Origin of the sequence: Planctomicrobium stercoris (assembly GCF_051465655.1) — a bacterium.
Taxonomy (GTDB): Bacteria; Planctomycetota; Planctomycetia; order Planctomycetales; family Planctomycetaceae; genus Planctomicrobium.
Map to the genome: position 1 here is coordinate 1,130,148 of NZ_CP195791.1, position 19,340 is coordinate 1,149,487.

15 protein-coding genes are annotated in these 19,340 nt (G+C 56.0%); 10 read left to right on the forward strand and 5 right to left on the reverse strand.

Translation table 11 applies throughout. From position 1 onward, the window contains the following. Nucleotides 1–57: 57 nt before the first annotated feature. The 3 genes from SH661x_RS04605 to SH661x_RS04615 form a co-directional block, all read right to left on the reverse strand. Nucleotides 58–1,065, reverse strand: coding sequence for a DUF1559 family PulG-like putative transporter (locus SH661x_RS04605; protein WP_437228458.1), 1,008 nt, complete (start codon nt 1,063–1,065; stop codon nt 58–60). A gap of 88 nt (nt 1,066–1,153) precedes the next feature. Continuing rightward, nucleotides 1,154–2,485, reverse strand: coding sequence for a hypothetical protein (locus SH661x_RS04610; protein ID WP_437228460.1), 1,332 nt, complete (start codon nt 2,483–2,485; stop codon nt 1,154–1,156). 68 nt (nt 2,486–2,553) lie between these two features. Then, entirely contained in the window at nt 2,554–3,123 is a 570-nt protein-coding gene (locus tag SH661x_RS04615; RefSeq protein WP_437228462.1) for a sigma-70 family RNA polymerase sigma factor, read from the reverse strand. A 255-nt stretch (nt 3,124–3,378) separates the two neighbouring features. On the opposite strand from SH661x_RS04615, the gene SH661x_RS04620 reads away from it, so the two are divergent. The 4 genes from SH661x_RS04620 (at nt 3,379) to SH661x_RS04635 (ending at nt 7,112) form a co-directional block, all read left to right on the forward strand. Continuing rightward, nucleotides 3,379–4,008, forward strand: a complete 630-nt coding sequence (locus tag SH661x_RS04620; RefSeq protein ID WP_437228465.1) for a CerR family C-terminal domain-containing protein — start codon at nt 3,379–3,381, stop codon at nt 4,006–4,008. Continuing rightward, nucleotides 4,005–5,147, forward strand: a complete 1,143-nt coding sequence (locus SH661x_RS04625) for an ABC transporter permease (RefSeq protein WP_437228468.1) — start codon at nt 4,005–4,007, stop codon at nt 5,145–5,147. The genes SH661x_RS04620 and SH661x_RS04625 overlap by 4 nt, the downstream gene beginning before the upstream one ends. Further along, on the forward strand, nt 5,144–5,893 hold the full coding sequence (locus SH661x_RS04630) for an ABC transporter ATP-binding protein (protein ID WP_437228470.1): 750 nt from the start codon (nt 5,144–5,146) through the stop codon (nt 5,891–5,893). Before SH661x_RS04625 ends, SH661x_RS04630 begins: the two co-directional genes overlap by 4 nt. 109 nt (nt 5,894–6,002) lie before the next feature. Continuing rightward, nucleotides 6,003–7,112, forward strand: coding sequence for an HlyD family secretion protein (locus tag SH661x_RS04635; RefSeq protein ID WP_437228472.1), 1,110 nt, complete (start codon nt 6,003–6,005; stop codon nt 7,110–7,112). Nucleotides 7,113–7,181: 69 nt separating this feature from the next. Here the strand turns inward: SH661x_RS04635 and SH661x_RS04640 are convergent, their stop codons facing one another. Further along, a complete protein-coding gene (locus SH661x_RS04640) occupies nt 7,182–7,598 on the reverse strand; it encodes a DUF2784 domain-containing protein (RefSeq protein ID WP_437228474.1) in 417 nt (138 codons plus the stop codon). 400 nt (nt 7,599–7,998) lie between these two features. Here SH661x_RS04640 and SH661x_RS04645 point away from each other — a divergent pair, with 400 nt between their 5' ends. From SH661x_RS04645 to SH661x_RS04665, 5 genes are all read left to right on the forward strand, one after another. Continuing rightward, on the forward strand, nt 7,999–11,562 hold the full coding sequence (locus SH661x_RS04645; protein ID WP_437228476.1) for a tetratricopeptide repeat protein: 3,564 nt from the start codon (nt 7,999–8,001) through the stop codon (nt 11,560–11,562). A gap of 501 nt (nt 11,563–12,063) precedes the next feature. Beyond that, nucleotides 12,064–13,587 carry a UDP-N-acetylmuramoyl-L-alanyl-D-glutamate--2,6-diaminopimelate ligase gene (locus SH661x_RS04650; RefSeq protein ID WP_437228478.1) on the forward strand — a complete coding sequence of 508 codons (1,524 nt, stop codon included), beginning with the start codon at nt 12,064–12,066 and terminating at the stop codon, nt 13,585–13,587. 117 nt (nt 13,588–13,704) lie between these two features. Further along, nucleotides 13,705–15,114, forward strand: a complete 1,410-nt coding sequence (locus SH661x_RS04655; protein ID WP_437228480.1) for a UDP-N-acetylmuramoyl-tripeptide--D-alanyl-D-alanine ligase — start codon at nt 13,705–13,707, stop codon at nt 15,112–15,114. A gap of 135 nt (nt 15,115–15,249) precedes the next feature. Continuing rightward, the gene (gene mraY, locus SH661x_RS04660; protein WP_437228482.1) at nt 15,250–16,308 is read left to right on the forward strand and encodes a phospho-N-acetylmuramoyl-pentapeptide-transferase; all 1,059 of its coding nucleotides are present in this window, start codon (nt 15,250–15,252) and stop codon (nt 16,306–16,308) included. A 55-nt stretch (nt 16,309–16,363) separates the two neighbouring features. Next, a complete protein-coding gene (locus SH661x_RS04665) occupies nt 16,364–16,753 on the forward strand; it encodes a hypothetical protein (protein ID WP_437228485.1) in 390 nt (129 codons plus the stop codon). A 24-nt stretch (nt 16,754–16,777) separates the two neighbouring features. Here the strand turns inward: SH661x_RS04665 and SH661x_RS04670 are convergent, their stop codons facing one another. Beyond that, nucleotides 16,778–17,668 (reverse strand): endonuclease/exonuclease/phosphatase family protein, encoded by an 891-nt coding sequence (locus SH661x_RS04670; RefSeq protein ID WP_437228488.1) that lies wholly within the window; start codon nt 17,666–17,668, stop codon nt 16,778–16,780. An 878-nt stretch (nt 17,669–18,546) separates the two neighbouring features. Here SH661x_RS04670 and SH661x_RS04675 point away from each other — a divergent pair. Beyond that, a complete protein-coding gene (locus tag SH661x_RS04675) occupies nt 18,547–19,221 on the forward strand; it encodes a carbonic anhydrase (protein WP_437228490.1) in 675 nt (224 codons plus the stop codon). Nucleotides 19,222–19,340: the final 119 nt, after the last annotated feature.

Sequence of the window (19,340 nt, forward strand, 5' to 3'; positions counted from 1 at the left end):
TTGAACGCTCGCTCGTTGTAAACTCTGACTCGACTGCATCCGCTTGACCCGGCGGCTTTAGTATTCACCAATGACATTCCCGTCCGACCTGGCTGCGAGGTTCTTGACGAGCGGCAGGTCGGTCGACGCCGAAAGGAACCGTGTGTGACCATCTGCCAGCAGCACGAACGCTCCCCCGGTGTGGGCCGAGATGATGGGGTTGTTCGCTCCGGCAAAGTTCAGACCGTAGGCTCCATTTGCGGTGCTCGAGAGCGGTCGGTAGTTGATCGCATACCGGACCGCTGTCACGTTGAAACCTGCGCCCGGTGCACCGGTTGCGGGCCAGTAATTGTTGTCGATTCCGGGATAATTCGGACGCTGCGATCCCAGCCAGGCTCCATATTTCGCTCCGCTTCTCAAAACATCCTGCCCATCTGTCGAGAAATCGGACTGCTCGCCAATGATCATGGTGTTCGACGTACCATCGGTAACATCTTTGAAGTTCACGCGGCTTCCGGGATGCAGAATGCCGGAACTGGAGTAAATCCCGTAGTTGCTGCTGGTCGAAGTCAGCAGGTCGGAATTTCCCATGATCCCCACGTAAGCAGCCAGGGCGACGCCAGAGGTTGTTCGTGGAACTTCTCCACCGATATATCGACGAGGCAGAGGTGAGGACGGGCAGGACATATAGGGGGGGAAGACTCCGTTTAAGACATCGCTGTTCGTCACATCAGTGCCGATGAGACCATAGCTGGCACTGCTGGTGCTCAGCTTGTTAAAAACATTCGCCTGATCAATGAGAGGAAGCAGCCCAATCCAGAACGAGAATCCATATCGGTCAGGCTGACTCGGGTCGAACTGGCCGCACGCAGCACCGGGAGGAAACACCCGATGCAGATCGTGATAATTGTGAAGTGCCAGCCCCATCTGCTTGAGATTGTTGTTGCACTGGGAACGCCTGGCTGCCTCTCGGGCCTGTTGCACCGCCGGAAGGAGCAGGGCAATCAGCACTGCGGTGATGGCAATGACCACCAGCAGTTCAATTAACGTGAATCCGGAACTTCTGCGAGAATGAATCGATAACATGAGAACACCTTCGACGTTGAAAGACCTGAGTCAGTTGGCAGCGGAATGCTCAAAACCTGCCTGAAAGGGTTCGCAAAACAATAAACCTCTATTTTCCGGCGATGACCAGAACTCGTACCTGATCGAGATATTCAGGAGGCGACATTCCAAAGAAAAAGGACACTGCCTCTCCAGCCTCCGAAATCCGAACTTCGTCCGCACCCGCTTCGAGACCCCGGGAAGTTCGCTTTTCGTAAGTAGTTTCCGAAAGCCCGAACTGTTCGTCCGTCGCGTTCAACGCATCGGCACTGCTGATCGCTGCTCCAATTTTTCCAAAGAATTTGATCGTCCCGCGGGGCGAATAAATGGCCTGAACGGTCGGGTCATAGTGCACCAGATAGCTGCTGACAGTGGTGCCTGCGGGAATCACAGCTCTCCCGGTCACTCCCTCGACGGTCAGGTCCCGGTCCAGTTTCACGTTCTGGCGTTCCTGGATCACCAGCATGTGGTTGGGGGTGGGAGTCTCTTCACTCAGCAGGGACGCAGGAGGATCGACCAGCGTGCGCAGCTGTCCCGTCATAGATCGAATCGTTCCACGGGTCCGGTCAATGGGTTCAAACTGTTGTGGTTCGTAAATGGTCTCTTCCAGCAGGGATCTTGTCAGATTCAGGTGAGCGGACCGGCTGCTGGTCAGATCGACTTCCATGGTCGAAGCCCCCTGCGAATTGAGCAGGCTGGCAACAGCTCTTCCTCGACGGACTGCGACATCCGTTCCCCGGACTGGGTCATAACGCACACAGAATTCGGTTCCCTGGTCAACAACTTCGGCATCCGGCGTCCGGACTGTAAACCCTTCCCCTCCCGGAAGGACATAGGCTGCCAGTGTCCCACTCTTCAGGTGCACCACCTTGGAACTTTCGAGCTTCAATTCCACGGGACCAATCAGGTCCAGCAGTACATCCTCGAGCTGAAAACTGACAACCCCTTCCTTAACGGAGATTGTTTTTCCTTTCCGAATGATCTGTCCCAGTTCCATCTTCCGTTGGTTGCTCACAGCGTTGCTGGTCATGTGAGCAAGCCTGCCGACGGGTGTCGCGAAATCGGTGTTCCCCAAGAACATCCACCCGACAGCACTGCCGACCACCAGGACGGAGGCTGCAAGTGCCGTAATCAGCGCTCTTCGGCGATTCTTCTCTCGCCGTTCACACGCCTGGGTGAAGTCTCTTAAAACCGCCAGGACGGCCTCGCGATCGGTTTTCAGGTCCGCTTTGCTGAAGAGGTCTCCATGCAGATTGACCATCTCCACATAGGTCTGCAGGCACGCTGGATCGTCGAGGATCAGGCATTCGAGTCGTTCGACGCCAGCAGCATCGATCACACCATCGAACATGGCGTACGCGAGTCGGCGAACTTCAGCAAGGGAATCAGGACCGGAGGGCATAGGGGAATTCAAGCTGTCAAAGACGTCTTCAAAGGCAAAGGATTTCCATGAACAGCCAATGGGGCCGCTTAACCGTTCGCCTCGCGGCCGAGGCTGCGGTTAATGCACGCCACCAGCTGCTCCCGGACGCGGCGCAGACGCGTGTACACGGTCGCCACCGGAATCTTCTGAGCACTGGCGTAATCGACGAGCGTGGTGCGGTCATCGTAGCACTCCATGAGAAATCGCTGGTCTTTCGCTCGCAGCTTCTCCAGGCACTGATCCAGCAACTCCCGCCGCAGTTCGAAGAGCTCGCTCCCGGCAGACTGCACGAATGCAATCTTCGCCAGAGCGCGATCACTCATTCCATATCCGCGACGACGACGCTGATTGCGGACGAAAGTCTTCGCCAGATTGAAGGCGAAGCCGAATGCCCACTTCCGGAAGTTCCGGTCGGGATCGAATTCATCGAATTTCTGCCAGAGGAGGGCGCACACCTCCTGCATGACGTCATCCGCATCGGTTCGATTGCCCACGATCGACATGACGTAAACCAGGATGTCCCGCCGCGCATCGGCGAGCCGACGCAGAAACTCAGCTTCCCGCGAGGGGTCGCCGAGGTCGGACTCCAGGTTTTCGAGATCAAAATCGTTGAACATGGAACGTGGCAACTCATCCCGAACCGAAGCCCGCACTCATCAGCATCTATTGAATGTTGTCCGGTCGCCAGAAAAGTGATTCAAATATTTTTCAAAAAATGAGCTGCTCATGTGATTGAGGAGAACATGTTGCGTAACTGGTACAGGGAACCCGCGAATGCAATTCGCGAAAGACACTTGAATTCGGTGCGGCCCGTGGACATAATATCAAATTGAAACAAACGTTTGATTTAAATAGGTGTTTCTGAACCGCGTATGGACGACACTCGCCAACGACTGCTCAACGTTGCAGGACAAGTCTTTGCACAGAAAGGCTTTGAGGCGACGACTGTCCGCGAAATCTGCAGCGGAGCGGAAGCAAACATTGCCGCTGTCAACTACTACTTTGGCGATAAGGAACGGCTCTATATTGAGGCTGTCCGTATCGCAGCCTGTCGGCAGGGAGACCCTCCCCAGTTTGACTGGACCGACGACACCTCTCCCGAGGAAAAACTGAAGCAGTTTCTCCAGCACCTGCTCCCGATGGTCCTGGATGATGATCGCCCTGACTGGCAGATTGAACTGATGATGCGGGAGATGGCTCATCCGTCCCAGGCCTGCGTGGAACTGGTTCGCAGCTACATCGGTCCGATGTTCTCTCAGTTGATCAGCATTGTCAGCGAATTCCTGCCTGCCGACACTTCGCAGATGCAGAAACATCTGCAGGCGTTCAGTATCGTGGCTCAATGTCTCCTTTACAGGTATCACCGTCCGGTTGGCCGACTGCTGATCGGGGAAGATGAGTATCAGAAACTCTTTGATCTCGAACTGCTCACAAAGCAGATCCTGACTTTCAGTCTCGGGGGGCTTCGTTCCATCGTGGACGGCCAGGAGCACCAGTCATGAAATGGCTTGCCTGGAAAATGCTGACCGGAGACGCAACCAAGTATCTGGGAATCGTCTTTGGGGTCGCGTTCGGGTCTCTCCTGATTGCCCAGCAGGCGTCCATCTTTGTCGGACTGATGCGGCGGACGTCGAGTCAGATTCTCGATGTGACCGAAGCTGACGTCTGGGTGATGGACAAGGCCCAGCAGAATATCGACGAGATCCGTCCGATGCCCGAGACCCGCCTGCATCAGGTGCGTGGCGTGTCCGGTGTCCAGTGGGCGGTCCGCCTGTATAAGGGGCTCGTCCGTTGTCGGACGACAGACGGGAACTTTCGACAATCCATTCTGATCGGCGTGGATGACACCTCTCTTGTCGGTGCTCCTCGGAACATTCTGCAGGGGAACGTGGCCGATCTGCGTCGACCGGACGGAGTGATCATTGATGCTGCCGGGTTTCGACAGCTCTTCCCGGGGCAGCCGATGCAGATTGGGGGGACGCTGGATATGAATGATCGCCGGGCTGTGGTGGTCGGCATCTGCGACGTCACTCCGCCGTTCCAGACTTTCCCGGTGATCTACACCCGCTACAGCCAGGCAACCCTTTTTACCCCTGCAGAAAGAAACACTCTCTCCTTCGTGCTGGCAAAATCGAAACCCGGTGTCGACGTCCGGAATCTCTGCAGCCGGATTGAACAGGCCACCGGCCTCAAAGCGATGTCCTGGGACGACTTCTTCTGGTTCAACACCGACTATTACCTGACTCATACAGGAATTCCGGTGAACTTTGGAATCACCGTCGCTTTGGGATTCATCGTCGGGGCAGCGATTGCCGGTCAAACGTTCTACCTGTTCACGCTCGAGAACCTGAAGCAGTTCGGCAGCCTCAAAGCCATGGGGGTCGACAACCTGCACCTGATTGGAATGATTCTGTTTCAAGCGGCAGTCGTCGGCATCATGGGATTCGGAATCGGAATCGGTCTTGCGGCCACCTTCTTCGAAGTCATGGAGTTCAGTAAACAGGCCGACCTGCGGGGGATGTACGTCCCCTGGCAGATCATCGCGATTACCGGGACAGCTGTGACCATCATCGTCTCGATTGCCAGTTTGCTCAGCCTGCGAAAGGTTCTTGTGCTGGAACCAGCGATGGTGTTCAAATGACCGCGATCAGGACGATTACACATCCGGGAACCGTCGAGCCTGCCGCCCACAGCCCCGACGACTATGCTGTCATCTGCCGCGATGTCACCAAGGAATACGGCAAGGGAGACGCTCGGGTCCGGGCTCTCTCCGGAATCAACCTGGAGATCAACTACGGCTGTATGACACTGCTCGTGGGGCCGAGCGGGTGTGGCAAGACAACACTCATTTCCATCATGGCCGGGCTGCTGGACCCGACCGATGGCGATGTCGTTCTCCTCGGGAAACATCGGCGCGAGCTGAAGGGGCGTCAGCTGGTGAAGTTTCGTGCGCAGAATATCGGCTTCGTTTTTCAGCAGTACAACCTGCTTCCGTCACTGACAGCTGCCGAGAACGTCGCTGTCCCATTGATCATCCGTGGTCACCGTCGCAAACTGGCGATTGCGAAGGGGGCCGAAATGCTGGACGCGGTCGGACTGGGAGACAAGGTCGGAAGCTATTCCGCACAACTCTCCGGTGGACAGCAACAACGTGTCGCAATTGCCCGCGCTCTCGTCAATGATCCCCGCCTGCTCGTCTGTGACGAACCGACCGCTGCCCTCGATGCCCGCTCGGGACGAAACGTCATGGAACTCTTGAAGAAGACCACCGTTCACCCGGACCGGGCAGTCATCGTGGTGACACACGATAACCGGGTCTTCGATTTCGGTGACCGCATCGTCGCCATGAGCGATGGCAAGATTGAGAGTATTCAGGGTGGTGGATAGGAATTAGGAATTAGGAGTTAGGAGTTAGGAGTTAGGAAACCATCAACCATCAACCATCAACCATCAACCATCAACCTTAAACCTTAAACCTTAAACCTTAAACCGCCAAATGCTCCGTAACTTTCTGCTCCCGTTGATCGCCATCGGAATGATCTTCTTCGCAACGAGTCATGTGATGACACGTCAGAAGCAGATCGAGCAATCCTCGCCCCCGTATGCCCCTCCTGCATCCATCAGCAAGGACAGCGTCGCTGGAGCGGGAATCGTCGAACCTCGCACGGAAAATATCCTCATCGGATCTCACCTTTCCGGCATCGTCGACAAAGTCTTCGTTCGAGTTGGGCAGAAGATTCAACCGGGTGATCCTCTGTTTCAGTTGGATGTTCGCCAGATTGAATCCGACATTGAGGTGAAACTGGCCGAACTTGAAGCAGCTCAGGCAGAGGCTACCCGACTCGACCAGATGCCCCGCCCGGAAGATGTCCCACCTGTCGTCGCCCAGCGAAAACAGGCAGAAGCACTCGTTTCCGAAATGCAGGATGTCTTTGAACGGCAGGAGAAGCTGCGGGGCACCGGTGCTTCCACCGATGAGCAGGTGGTCAGCAGTCGTTTCAAACTCGCCAGCGCTCAGGCGACGCTCGAGCAGAAGAAGGCTGAAGAAGAGCGAGTTCGAGCAGGTGCCTGGGAAGCTGAAAAATTGGTCGCACGGGCAAAAGCACTGGGAGCGCAGCGGCAGGTCGAGCAGCTTCGCACCGAGATGGCCCGCAGCACCATGCTGGCGCCACGTGTCAACGTCGCCGGGATTGAATCGCAGGAATTTGAAGTCCTGCAGGTCAACATCCGGCCAGGAGAGTACGTCGCTGCTGCTTCAGGGACTGCGTTCATCGTGCTGGGAGATACCAGTCGAAAACATGTCCGGGTCGACATCGATGAACACGATATCCCTCGTTTCAATCGGTCAGCACCGGCTGAAGGGATCGTCCGTGGCGAAACCGCGTATCGCTATGGATTGGAGTTCGTCCGCGTCGAGCCCTATGTGGTTCCCAAGCGTTCGTTGACTGGCGATAACCGCGAACGGGTCGACACACGTGTGCTTCAGGTTCTTTACGTCATCACTGAAGAACCGGCGGAACACCCGGTTTATGTCGGCCAGCAGATGGATGTCTTTATCGACCTCACTCCTCCGGAAACGCCCGCGGATCAGGCTGTCTCCAAGTAACCTCGCAGGTGAGTGCGGTGACGGCAGCCGCCTCATGGCTTCGTCTCGGGACACTCAGCCAATTCGATGTCAGGTCAAGTTTCGGCTTCGACTCGGCAGTTGCGGCGGGACGAGGACGCACGCCAGAAGAACCGTTGCCCCGAACAGGGAATACGCTACGGTGAAGAACTCATGCGGCAGGTCGAAAAACAGAATTCGGTGCAGCCAGGTGGCGACGAAGCTTTGGCCGTAATGTTCCTGGCCCGCCATCTCTCGCAAAGAGTTTTCCCAGATCGTCAGCGGACAGGGAATCTGCAGCCAGGCCTCTGTGACAACAATTGCAATCGCGGCCAGGTGTGCGAATCGGAACCAGGGATTTCTCACCCACTTCCACCGCAGCAATCCGCCGATCACAATGAGCAGCAAACCGAACACGACGAACGATACATAGCTGACGTGCAGCACCAGCACCGTGTCCGCTGCAAGCTTCAACCCCCAGTGTTGCATATCCGTCTCCGGAATCGAGTGCGGTCTTTGAGAGTCTCTCTGGTAGTGTGATTCTCCTCCGCGAAACTTTATTCCAGGATTCCCGAACTTCCTGGGGATCTGACTGACGCAGTGTTCCGTGCAATCGCGAGCGTTGCGGTAGCCCCTGTCTCGGGGGAATGTGGCGGCGATTCAGGGAGAGTTGTCGTTCGAAAGCTGTGTTTATCGCCGCCGGAACGCCACACTTTTGTAAGATTCGCTCTAGAATCATCACGGCGAGCCAGATCCGTGTTCTGTCTTTATTGACTGCAGGGGAATGCCGTACTGATTCGTTGCAAGACAGCCCAAGGGGAAGGAAATTCTCGCTAAACTTCGATATAAAGTGTTGTAATGCTCTGAGATCAGAATCGGAAAGAACCAAATGAATCGGTTTCTGCGACTCTTCTCGCTCGGATTATTCTGCATGGCTGTTGCCTGCGTCGGAACCTTCGCGTTGCTGAAAAGCGAAGACTATTTCAAGTCTCGCAAACAGCAGGTTCGCGGCGTCAATCCGATTCAGCGGACCCCCGAACAGATCGAGGCGGAACGGATCGCGAGAACCCGTTTTCAGGAACTGCAACTTCCAGCGAACCCGTTTGTTTCGACTCGAACAATCTTGATCGGTGGTCCCGACCATGGAATGGCAGGCCAGCTGATCAACGAAGCATTTCTGATTGCGGCACGTGAGGACTTCTCGCTTCCGACTCGCGACGATTATCTGCGAGAGACAGGTGATCCGCGTTTCGATGTTGCTTTTGAACCAAAATTCACATTGATTCAACCCCGGCCGGCGGATGCTCGTCATAAATACTTCATCGACTTGCGGGAAAATTTCAGCCCGAAGGGAAAGTCCATCCGGCTTGTGGACGAGCCGATTGGGGATGAACTGATCATCGATATCGCAATTCGTGAAGCAGAGAAACTGACGACTGAAGATTATCCTCGCCTGCTGGAACAGATTGGTTTTCAGAAGCCACACTCGACGACAGAAGGGACGTCTGCCGTCGATGATATTCTGCTGGCGACGCCTCCGCTGGACCTGGTTTTGAATTTCGTCAATCTGAGACGGTTGCATTCGGCGCTCAGGTTAAACCCTCAGTCTCCACAGATTCTCGCTACTCTCAGCGAGCACTATTCTATCCTGGGGAGTCTCTGCGACCTTCACTGGGGCCAGGCTGGAAAGATTTTCAAAATACGTGGCCTGCTGTATGCGCGGCGCGGGCTGCAGGTGAATCCGGACAATCCTCGACTGCAGTGGTCTCTGGCTTTGTCTCAGGCACTCATCGGTCTGGAGTACAGGAACGTCCCTGTCCTGGAACTCGCCCGACAGGCAGGAGAAGAGGCAGCCCCTCCCTGGGGACCAGCATTAGAGGCGTTCGCCACCTGGAATGAAACCAGGTTGCAGGAACTTGCTGACAGCAACTCCGAACTCGCCAGATATTTTCGAGTGCTGTCCATTGAGATGTGTGGAACCGGATCCCAGCTCCTGCCGGCCGTCACAGCTTTAATGCAGGATGAGTCGGAATGCTACAGGGCCTCCGTCAGTTTGGCCCATACAGGAGATCTTGGAATCCGCCGATCGGTCGAGCACACACAACTCGAACAGTTTCTCAGCTCATTCCCTGAGAGTCTGCAAAAGATCGAAGGGCTTTCTTCCAGTCTCGTCGAGTTGGCTCAGGCGACAGCGAACGCTGAGGACTTCGAGGATCAGATCAACGCCACTGCTCAGCTGATCACGGCATTAAAAGATGCGTCCCTGACCGATGATCGCACCGAGCCTTCGCTGGGGGTGCTCGCGGCGCTGGCGGAGGATCTTCACATGATCTTCGCGGTTCAGATCCTGAACACATTGAAGTTTCATCTTGGTGTCGACTGCAACGACCGCGTTTCGGAGTTTAAAACGTTACTCGCACACCATCCGGCTAAAGTCGTTCTAGACGCTTACCGGGATGAGTACGAGATCGCGGAAGCGGCTGGAAAAGAAGCAACGGCGCCTGTACTCCGTCTTCAGTCAAGTTATTTCTGCTGGTCTCAGACCCATCGAATTCCCAGCAAAAACGGGTACTACAGTGCCATGGTGGGAATGCGACTTGATGGAACGACCGACACGATCACCCCTGAATTGCTGCGGTCTCTGAATGCCAGCGGGGTTCGCGAGGGGCGAGAAGCACACTTGAAGCGATTGAGACGAGTCAGTCCCGATTGCCCGCAAACGAGAGCCTATCTGATCTCGATGCACTGGGACGAAGCCGCTCCGCATATTGAAGAATGGTTAAAAGACAGCTCCAACCCCAACATCTACAACGCCCTCGGCGCGCACTACAACAAGACCTCACTGCTGAATGATGCAGACTTTCCGCTTGCGGAGAAGTACTACAAGCGCTTCCTGGAGCTCGATCCGTCTTTTGTTGCGTATTCAAACCTCGCTTATCTTTATCGAAACCATGGAGATCACGAACGATATCGTCAAATGCTGAAGGAATCGCTTTCGCTTCCGAGTTTCGGACTCCAGACGGCGAAGGTGCACGAGCAACTGGCGAAGTCGCTGATGAAGGAAGGTCGCTACGTCGAAGCCCGCCCGCATGCCATGGCTGCCGCGGACTCCTATTCGGGCTGGGGTCTGGATTGCGCCAACCAGTGTCTGGAAGGCTTGGGCGAATGGGAGCTCGCGGAAGAAATGATTCGAAATGCCGCCCATCGTTATGAGACGTGGTATGACTGGTATTACTGGTGCCGCCGTACCGGACACGGAGACCTCGAGGCTGCCCGTGAATTTGCGCTCAGCAACATCGCACAGTGGTCCATAGAACAACGAGAAAAGAACTGGAGCGCTGTTGCGTTTTACTTCCTCGAAGGAGAGCTCGATGAGGCGGCCAGTATCCTGCATAAAATGTCGGCGGCCTACCCATCGAGTGATGCAGTCCCTTCTTATCTGACACACATTCTCGTGGCGCAAGGGAAATTCGAGGAGGCTCGTGAGCTGTGGGTTAAGGACTTTGATATCTCTTCGAATCGTATTTTCTTTCAAGCATGGTTTCGCACGAGAGAGAATGCAGGAAACGTTGACCCCGCCACCCTCGAATTTGCGGAATGGCTCTGGCCTCTGAATTCCGCACAGTCTGGAATCCAGATGCACATTGGCCGCATGCTGCACGCTGCTGGCAGAACCGAAGAGGCAATCCCGTGGCTTCAGAAGGCAGAATCGGCTCTTGAAGGGAACATCGTTGACCGGACGTTCGCGGGTGCGTTACTCCGAGAGCTGAATGTGCCTGTCACGACGACCCAGGTCAATACATTCGATCAACGTTATCCCGGAGCGAGAAGTCGGTTCGCCCGTTTCCAGCTGGCGAGAGAGAACGCCGGCCCTGAGATCGAACACGAGTATTTGAAGAAGGTGTTCGAGCAGGCGCAGGATTGGACCGGCGGCAAGTTCTGGGCTGCCCACTGGGCACTGAAAAAATCCGATTTCGACACAGCAGAACCATTGATCGAGGAAATTCTCAAACAGTGTCCGGATGAGCTTCACATGCGGGTCTACCGCGCCAGAATTCATGAGTACCGCGGCAGATTCCAGGAAGCGAAAGCTGAATATGAAAAGCTCCTGGAGCTCTATCCGGATTTCGATCTGCCTGAGAATAACCTCGCCTGGATCCTGGCTGCCTCACCTGATGACCAACTGCGGGATGGAGCCATGGCATTGAAGCTGGCGGATCAGATCAGCTTCGACGCTTCATATCGCCGTGCCATTGTCACGCTGCTCCGGTCGGCAGCGCATGCCGAAAATGGCGACTTCGAACGCGCGATTCAGATGCTCGAGGAGGCACAGCGGGAAAAGTGGCTCGATGCATACAGCCCAGACCCGTTTCTCAAGAGCTATCGCGACAAACAGCCGTACCGCGAGATTCCGAAGAACACGCTGCCGCAAAACCTTCCAATCTCCGGGTAAGTCGTTCCTCTCCCGTTGGTCTGCGTAACAAAGCACTCGCACCGCCCAGGACGTCCGTCCCAACTCTGACATTGAAAATAGTACCGGCAGCTCCGCTGTAGGAACCGGGTGAATCTGAGGGCCCCGGCGATTCCGGTCCGCACAGCGGACCCTACCGGGAGACCCGAAGCCATTCATGTCGACCGCCGTGCCACTCTTTGATTTCGGTCCGAACAGCGGACCCTACTGAGAGGGCGCTTCTGTAACTGTTACAAAGTTCGTGGCGGGGCTTTGAAAATTGCTCCAAGCGTTATTGACCGTTTTTGGGCAAACGGGAAGAATCCCGCCACCTCGACGACGCCTCCCCGGTGTCGCTCAAAAGTAAACGTAAGTGGCTGGGAAACATGTGTTTGCTGCAATGGCAGGCACGGCCGTCCGGCTGGTTTTTCCCGCTGTGAACCTTGTCATGGAAGACGCAGTCTGAGCAATTCAGGCTGTGGGGCAGGACGCCCCTTTTTCCTCATGTTTGAACCCCTTCGAAAACCTGGACTCGTGAGCATCCGCGGGCTGATCCCTTCAGCCAGTTTTGTGGGATGTGCGGACATCAGCGTTTCCGCTGTGACCGAATATTCACAGGACTGCACGCCAGGTTGTTTGTTTGCTGCTCTGCCGGGCACTCGCACACACGGTAGAGAGCATGTGAAGCAAGCCCTCCAAGGCGGGGCCGCGGCGATTCTCACTGATCGTCCCCTCGCTGCAATTGCACTTCCCCAATGCATCGTCCCTGATGCACGTCAGGTCTATGGTCGTCTTTGCCACGGGCTATACGCCTTCCCCTCCCAGCGACTGGGAGTAGCGGGGGTTACGGGCACCAACGGCAAAACGACCACGACCTGGATTTTGAGGTCCCTTCTCGAATCTGCCTCATATCCGACCGGCGTCATCGGGACGATTGAATACAACGACGGTTTCCAGTCGCAGCCAGCCACCCTCACCACTCCGGATGCTCTGAGTCTGGCCCGGACATTGGCAGCGATGCGAGACCGGCACACGACACATGCAGCGATTGAACTCTCGAGCCACGCCCTGAAGCAGGGACGAGGTTCAGGGTTGTCGCTGGATGTGGGGATCGTGACGAACATTACTCACGATCATCAGGATTATCACGAGAACTTTCACGACTACATCCAGTCCAAAGCGCTCATTGCATCCCAGATCAAACCGGGAGGACTCCTGGTTCTGAATGCGGACGATCCTCACTTTAACAGTATCATCGAACGGCTGGACCGCGATGTTCGGGTCAGCACTTTCGGCATTGATTCAGAAGCAGAAGTGAGCGCATCACACGTCCAGCTCACCGCTCGCGGGTCACGATTCCGTCTGCACTTCGGTGCCGAAGAAATTGAATGCGTCACGCATCTGGTTGGAAAACATAATGTCAGCAACTGTCTGGCAGCTGCCAGTGCCGGATTTCACTTCGGCCTGACGGCGCGACAGGTGGCTGAAGGGATCGAAACGTTCCAGTCGGTTCCCGGCCGTCTGGAGAAGATTGAATGCGGTCAGAATTTTCAGGTGTATGTCGATTTTGCACACACCGATGATGCGCTGCGCAGAATCCTCAGCAGCGTTCGAGCGGTGACCCGAGGCCGAATCATTCTCGTCTTCGGAGCAGGTGGAGATCGGGATCGCACCAAGCGGCCGCTCATGGCTCAGGCAGCGACACTGGCTGATGAAGTGATTCTCACCAGCGACAATCCTCGCACAGAAGATCCAGGTCAGATCATTGAAGAAATCCAGTCGGGCTTTCGTGGCACCGGCATGGAGCCCAGCGTTCAGATCGATCGTCGGGAGGCGATCCGGGACGCCATTCACCGGGCACGATCCGGAGATACCGTGATCGTTGCCGGGAAGGGACATGAAAAGTTTCAGATTCTTGGAGATCAGCGCATCCCCTTTGATGATGTCGCGGTTTGCCGGGAGGCTTTGACGGCGCTCGTGCATGAACTTCGCGGCATGCATTCCGTTCCAGCCAGTTTTCGAGTTTAGGAGTTTTTTTCGAAGCCATTTCCATTGGTGAACCGGCGGCGGCCCCTCCGGATCAGGCGGATGCATCGACACTCGGGCAGTGTCAGCCGTCTGATCACCTGGCCTGGAAGACGACATATGCAGGCGATTTCTTTTCAAGAACTGATTGCAATTACCGGAGCGATCCCGGTGGCGATCGGGGACTTGGAACATCGCGTGACTCGGATTGAAATCGATTCACGAAAGATTCAGGCTGGCGATCTGTTCTGGGCTCTCGAAGGAGATCGCCAGGATGGACATAAATTCGTCAAGCAAGCTTTGGGAAGCGGAGCTGTTGCGGCGGTCGTGGAAGCCGGCAAGTCGCAGAAGATCGAAGGCCCGCATCTGGCTGTCGAAGATTCCATCTTCGCACTCTGGCAGGTGGCTCACTGGTATCGTCGCCAGTCCGAAGCCCTGGTGATTGGTGTCACCGGAAGTGTGGGGAAGACCACCACGCGACGGATGATCGCCTCGGTCCTTGGCTCACGATTCACCGGCATCGAAAGCCCGCTGAACTTCAATAACAAGTTTGGCGTTCCGCTGAGCCTGCTGCAGATCGAGCCTCATCACGAGTTCGCCGTCATTGAGCTGGGGGCGTCCCGTGTTGGAGAGATCGACGCGCTTTCCACCGTCGCTGAACCGGAAGTGGGAGTCATCACTGCCATCGGTCCCGCTCATCTGGATGAGTTCGGGACGCTGGAAGCCATTGTAAAAACCAAAGGGGAACTGCTGGAATCACTGCCCCCGTCGGGCTTCGCCGTGCTGAACGGAGATGATCGACAGATTCGACTCATGGCAGCCCGAGCCACCTGTCCTGTCCTCTTTGTCGGCGAGCGGGAACAGAATGACGTTCGCGCGGTCGACGTGCAGCATCGAAATGAGATGTTGCTGTTCGCTGTGGACGGAACTCCCTTTGAACTGACAGCGACGGGGCGTCATCACCTCACGTCAGCCCTGATTGCGATTGCGATCGGCAAGCACCTCGACATGACCGGGGATGAAATTGCTGCCGGATTGCGAAACTTCCGTGCTGCTCCCGGGCGCTGCGAAACGACTCAGATTGGCGGCTGGACCGTCATTGACGACACCTACAATGCCAGCCCTCTGTCGATGTCGGCAGCCTGTCACATTCTGCGGGACTGGGAGTCGACCGGCAAACGGATTCTTGTCACCGGCGATATGCTCGCTTTGGGCGAATGGAGTCAGGATTTCCATCGTCTCTTCGGCGAAGAGGCATCTCGTTCCAAGTTGAACCGACTGATTGCGGTCGGTTCGCAGGCGGCCGTGGTGGCGGGAAGTGCCCGTAAGCATGGCATGGATGCAGGCTGTCTGGGAGTGGCCAAAGACCATGACCTGGCGCTGATGCTTCTGGACTGCTGGCTTGAGCCCGGAGACGTCGTGCTGGTGAAGGGCTCCCGCGGGATGAAGATGGAAGTGATCGTCCACGGCCTGCACCGCCTGGCCAGCCAGCGCAGCCAGAACACCACCGATGAACGCAAGGCAGCGTGAAGTCATCAGTAGATAGCGGTCAGCAGACAGCAGATAGTCGCTCCCAATTCCTATCCACCACCCACTACCCACTATCCACTCCTCCCCCCAATGATCCCCTGGCTACTGCAGCACATGCTTCCCCTCGCGGAGCAAATGGAACAACATGCTGCGGGGGACTCGCGGGTCTACCTGACAGCTCGAACCGCCCTGGCTGCGGTCACTTCATTTCTGATTGCCATCATCATCGGTCCCCCCTCGATCCGCTGGCTGCGGGCACACTGCGGGGAACGCATTGACAGTGCTTCGGAGACGTTGAATCGTCTGCATGCAAGCAAGCAGAGCACCCCCACCATGGGCGGGCTCTTCATCATGGCATCGCTGCTGCTGACGACCCTGATCTGGGGCGACCTCTCCAGCGCTTACGTGCAGATCGCACTCTTTATTACCGTGACGTTCACAGCCCTGGGAGCTGTCGACGACTGGATCAAGCTCAGCACGACGAAGCGGGGACTCAAGGCGCGGCAGAAGCTGGCGGTTCAGTTCGTATTGGGAATCATCGCAGCCATCTGGCTGTACTTCGAACAGAAAGACAAACCGCACGGACTGGAACTGGTCTGGCCGATCGGAACTCACGGCCTCTGGCTCGGTCTGGGACTGATTCCCTGGGCTGCGTTTGTGATTGTGGGAACATCGAATGGGGTCAACCTCACGGACGGCCTGGACGGACTGGCGACGGGATGTGCTGTCTTCACAGGGACAGCGTTCGTCGCGTTGACGTACTTGGCAGGGCACTATGGGCTCGCCAACTATCTGAGCATTCCGTTTATGCCCGGGTGTGGTGAACTGAGTATCGTGGTCGGCGGTCTGGTCGGGGCGATGCTGGGGTTCCTCTGGTTCAACTGTTATCCCGCACAGGTCTTCATGGGGGACACGGGGTCTCTTCCGATTGGGGCCTTGCTGGCTCTCGCTGCACTGGTCACACGTCAGGAAGTGCTGCTGGTGATCATCGGCGGAATCTTCGTGATTGAGACACTCAGCGTGATCATGCAGGTCAGTTGCTACCGCCTGACCGGCAAGCGGATCATCGCCTGCAGTCCGCTGCACAATCACTTTGTGTTCCGCGGTGTGCATGAAATCAAGATCGTGACCCGTTTCTGGATCGGCTCTGCCTTGCTGGCCATTCTGGGGATGGTGAGTTTGAAGATTCAGTAAAGATAGTGGGTAGTGGGCAGGGATTAGGAATTAGGAATCAGGTGCGAGTGGGTCTATGGAGAAAAGTTTTCATTGCACTTACTTAGCTGCCGGACTTCTGGTTCTTGGCGCCGCATCGGCTTGCACGAGCCTTTCCAAAACTGCTTACCAGACGCACGGCGGAATCAAGTACACGCTGCACGAAGACACCCGGTTCAGTCGTGTCGAAAAGGGGAAGAACGGCAGCCTGATGTATGATTCTCCCGAACTGACGATGAGCTGTGAAAACGGCAGACTCGTGGTGAATGGAGTCCACGTCGGGAATGTGAACCCCGGCGATCATGTGGAAGTCACAGACACCCAGATGGTGCTCGTCAACGGCCAGCCACGCGGAGACATGACGACCGGTTCAGAGCTGAATCGACAGCGGATCAAGCAAAGCAAGCTGGAAGCAGCCGCACGCTAGATCGCGCGGTGTTGCTGAGGCAGCTTACCGGGAATATCGAAAAATCGCTTCCAGCGGAAAATGATCCGAGGGGAGGCGACCCTCTTGAGTGACACGGTTGATGCTGATGCTCTCCACCTGCAGCGGTGCCGTCATCCCGATCCAGTCGATCCGTTCTCCCGAGCTGTTTTCCGGTTTGAAGCCGTTATAGGTCCCTTCGATGCTGGTTCGATCCGGATGGGCAACGCGGTAAGCGTCCATCAGGAGAGTTCTGCCGTCGTGCTGCGCGAATAAAGTCTTGTAAGGCGTGCTTCCCTCTCCGGTATTGAAATCTCCGGTGATCACAACCGCTGAATTCATTTCAAGTGCGGCAACACGGTCGTGCAGCAGGCGGGCCGCTTCTGCCCGTGAGACTTCTCCGCGATGGTCGAAATGCGTGTTGAAGAACCAGACAACAGGTTTCTCCGGATGTCGATTATCCTGCAGTTTGAGCCAGGTGGCCATGCGAGGAAGTGAGCTGTCCCAGCTTTTGCTTCCGGGAACTTCTGGGGTCTCGCTGAGCCAGAAGTGTCCTCCATCCAGCTTCGTGAAGCGTTCGGTGCGATAGAAGACCGCCATTGTCTCCCCTTGCTGCTTTCCGTCCGTCCTTCCGGCGGCAAACGGTGTATAGCCAGCCAGTTCCGAGGCGAGATCATCCTTCTGAAACATCTCCGTTTCCTGAGTCCCGAGGAGATCGGGATCGAACTTCCGGATGGTCTCCACGACGAGCTGCTTGCGGTGCTTCCAGCTATTTTCTCCGTCCCGGGCTGATCCGAACCGAATATTGAAACTCATGACCTTGAGTGTCTCAACCGGTTCCGCAGCGAGGAGTTCAGAGCGGGTGAGGTGCAGAACCAGCATCGTTACCAGCAGGGAGCGAAAGACAGTTTTGGGCATCGGACAAGTTCCTCAGTCCAGGAGCATGCGAAGGTTGCAAGAGTGAGTGTGCTGGTTTGACGACTGGAAGGCCAGTACTGCAGCCTCCGCAGCGATCAAATCGTCTGTCTGCCGGTCGGCGACCGCAGGCCTCTAATGAATGCGGCCTGGAATTTCCAGAGTGGTTTCAAGTTCGGGACTGGGACGACCTTCTGGAAATCGACAACGGACTGTTTTTGTATGGTTGGAGTAATTTCTTGCAATTTCATAATTTATGAAATCCGAAGCAAATTTTGTGAAACGATATTTTCCGTTCAGGTAGATGACGATACGATTACAAATGTGACACCCGGCCTGCCGGGGACGTGAAAGTTGTGCATTTCTCAGGAGTCGTCAAGGATGTCCGTCGTGCCGATCACCCAACTGATCTCGAGAGTCGGGCTCTGCCTGGTTTTCGTATTCAGTCTGATGGTCGCTCCGAGCAATCGCACTGCGGAGATTCTCGCGGAGGACGCCGGCCATGAGAGGGGCGCAGAAGTCTGCCTTGGTGTCGCGGGGGTCATTGGTCGCCAGCGTTCGATTATTCTCAATGAAAATCTGCGTTCAGGCCAATTCCTTCGCAAAGGTTCTCCCACTCGTCTGAGATGTGCACCGCATCTGGTGATTTTCTCTGGCCACGTTGATTCTGGCCATCGACTCGAAAACGGCTGTCTTGCTCCGATGCGAACTTAGCGTTTGCTCCAGCCCTTCTGATTTCTGAATTCTGTGTTGGATGTGATGTGAATGTGTCTCGCAGGCCTTGCGAGGAGTTTTGCACCGTGCGTTCAACAATCCTGCCCCGGCGATAGACGGACCGGGGATTCTGTGGACACTCTTCTTTTCAGTTGAGGAATCGATCGATGTTGCAGTTGGTTAAAGGTGTGCACCATTTTCAGCGGGAAGTCTTTCGCGATCACCGACAGTTGTTTGAAAACCTCGCCGAGGGCCAATCTCCCTCCGCGCTTTTCATTACCTGTTCAGACTCGCGAATCTGTCCGCAACTGATGACGCAGAGCAAGCCCGGGGAGCTGTTCATTCTGCGCGTGGCTGGAAACATTGTCCCCTGTTATGGCGCTGTGGCCGGAGGCGAAGCCGCCACGATTGAATATGCCGTCTCTGTTCTTGGGGTTCGCGACATCATCGTGTGCGGCCACTCGTTTTGCGGTGCGATGAGTGCCCTGGTCGACGGCACAAATCTCGACAACCTTCCCTCCATCAAATCCTACCTGCAGCACGCGGAAGCAACGCGGCGGATCATGATGGAGAACTACAAGGATGTGGAGGATCCCTCAACTCGACTGACTCTCACCATCAAAGAAAATGTGCTCGTGCAGTTAGAGAATCTGCGCACACACCCCAGTGTGGCTGCTGCAATTTCCCGCGGGCAATTGTCGCTTCATGGTTGGGTCTACCAGTTTGAGTCCGGGGTTGTGAAATCTTATGTCCCGGAACTGGACCAGTTCGTGCCGGTTGGTGACGCCCGTCCGGAACTGGTCAGCGACCAGCGCAGGCCTCAGCGAGTGCTGTCGATCTAAAGCGGTTCCGCAACAGGTGGATCACATTGCAGGCGATGACGCAGAGCTTTCGTTCAACGAGAGCTCCGCGTTGCCGGTGCATGATGCACATACTGATCGAGTTCGCAATGACATCGAGT

What these genes read in the sequence shown, in the direction of transcription:
- SH661x_RS04605 (WP_437228458.1), bottom strand. Translation starts at nt 1,065, where the DNA reads ATGTTATCGATTCATTCTCGCAGAAGTTCCGGATTCACGTTAATTGAA.
- SH661x_RS04610 (WP_437228460.1), bottom strand. Translation starts at nt 2,485, where the DNA reads ATGCCCTCCGGTCCTGATTCCCTTGCTGAAGTTCGCCGACTCGCGTAC.
- SH661x_RS04615 (WP_437228462.1), bottom strand. Translation starts at nt 3,123, where the DNA reads ATGTTCAACGATTTTGATCTCGAAAACCTGGAGTCCGACCTCGGCGAC.
- SH661x_RS04620 (WP_437228465.1), top strand. Translation starts at nt 3,379, where the DNA reads ATGGACGACACTCGCCAACGACTGCTCAACGTTGCAGGACAAGTCTTT.
- SH661x_RS04625 (WP_437228468.1), top strand. Translation starts at nt 4,005, where the DNA reads ATGAAATGGCTTGCCTGGAAAATGCTGACCGGAGACGCAACCAAGTAT.
- SH661x_RS04630 (WP_437228470.1), top strand. Translation starts at nt 5,144, where the DNA reads ATGACCGCGATCAGGACGATTACACATCCGGGAACCGTCGAGCCTGCC.
- SH661x_RS04635 (WP_437228472.1), top strand. Translation starts at nt 6,003, where the DNA reads ATGCTCCGTAACTTTCTGCTCCCGTTGATCGCCATCGGAATGATCTTC.
- SH661x_RS04640 (WP_437228474.1), bottom strand. Translation starts at nt 7,598, where the DNA reads ATGCAACACTGGGGGTTGAAGCTTGCAGCGGACACGGTGCTGGTGCTG.
- SH661x_RS04645 (WP_437228476.1), top strand. Translation starts at nt 7,999, where the DNA reads ATGAATCGGTTTCTGCGACTCTTCTCGCTCGGATTATTCTGCATGGCT.
- SH661x_RS04650 (WP_437228478.1), top strand. Translation starts at nt 12,064, where the DNA reads ATGTTTGAACCCCTTCGAAAACCTGGACTCGTGAGCATCCGCGGGCTG.
- SH661x_RS04655 (WP_437228480.1), top strand. Translation starts at nt 13,705, where the DNA reads ATGCAGGCGATTTCTTTTCAAGAACTGATTGCAATTACCGGAGCGATC.
- mraY (WP_437228482.1), top strand. Translation starts at nt 15,250, where the DNA reads ATGGAACAACATGCTGCGGGGGACTCGCGGGTCTACCTGACAGCTCGA.
- SH661x_RS04665 (WP_437228485.1), top strand. Translation starts at nt 16,364, where the DNA reads ATGGAGAAAAGTTTTCATTGCACTTACTTAGCTGCCGGACTTCTGGTT.
- SH661x_RS04670 (WP_437228488.1), bottom strand. Translation starts at nt 17,668, where the DNA reads ATGCCCAAAACTGTCTTTCGCTCCCTGCTGGTAACGATGCTGGTTCTG.
- SH661x_RS04675 (WP_437228490.1), top strand. Translation starts at nt 18,547, where the DNA reads ATGTTGCAGTTGGTTAAAGGTGTGCACCATTTTCAGCGGGAAGTCTTT.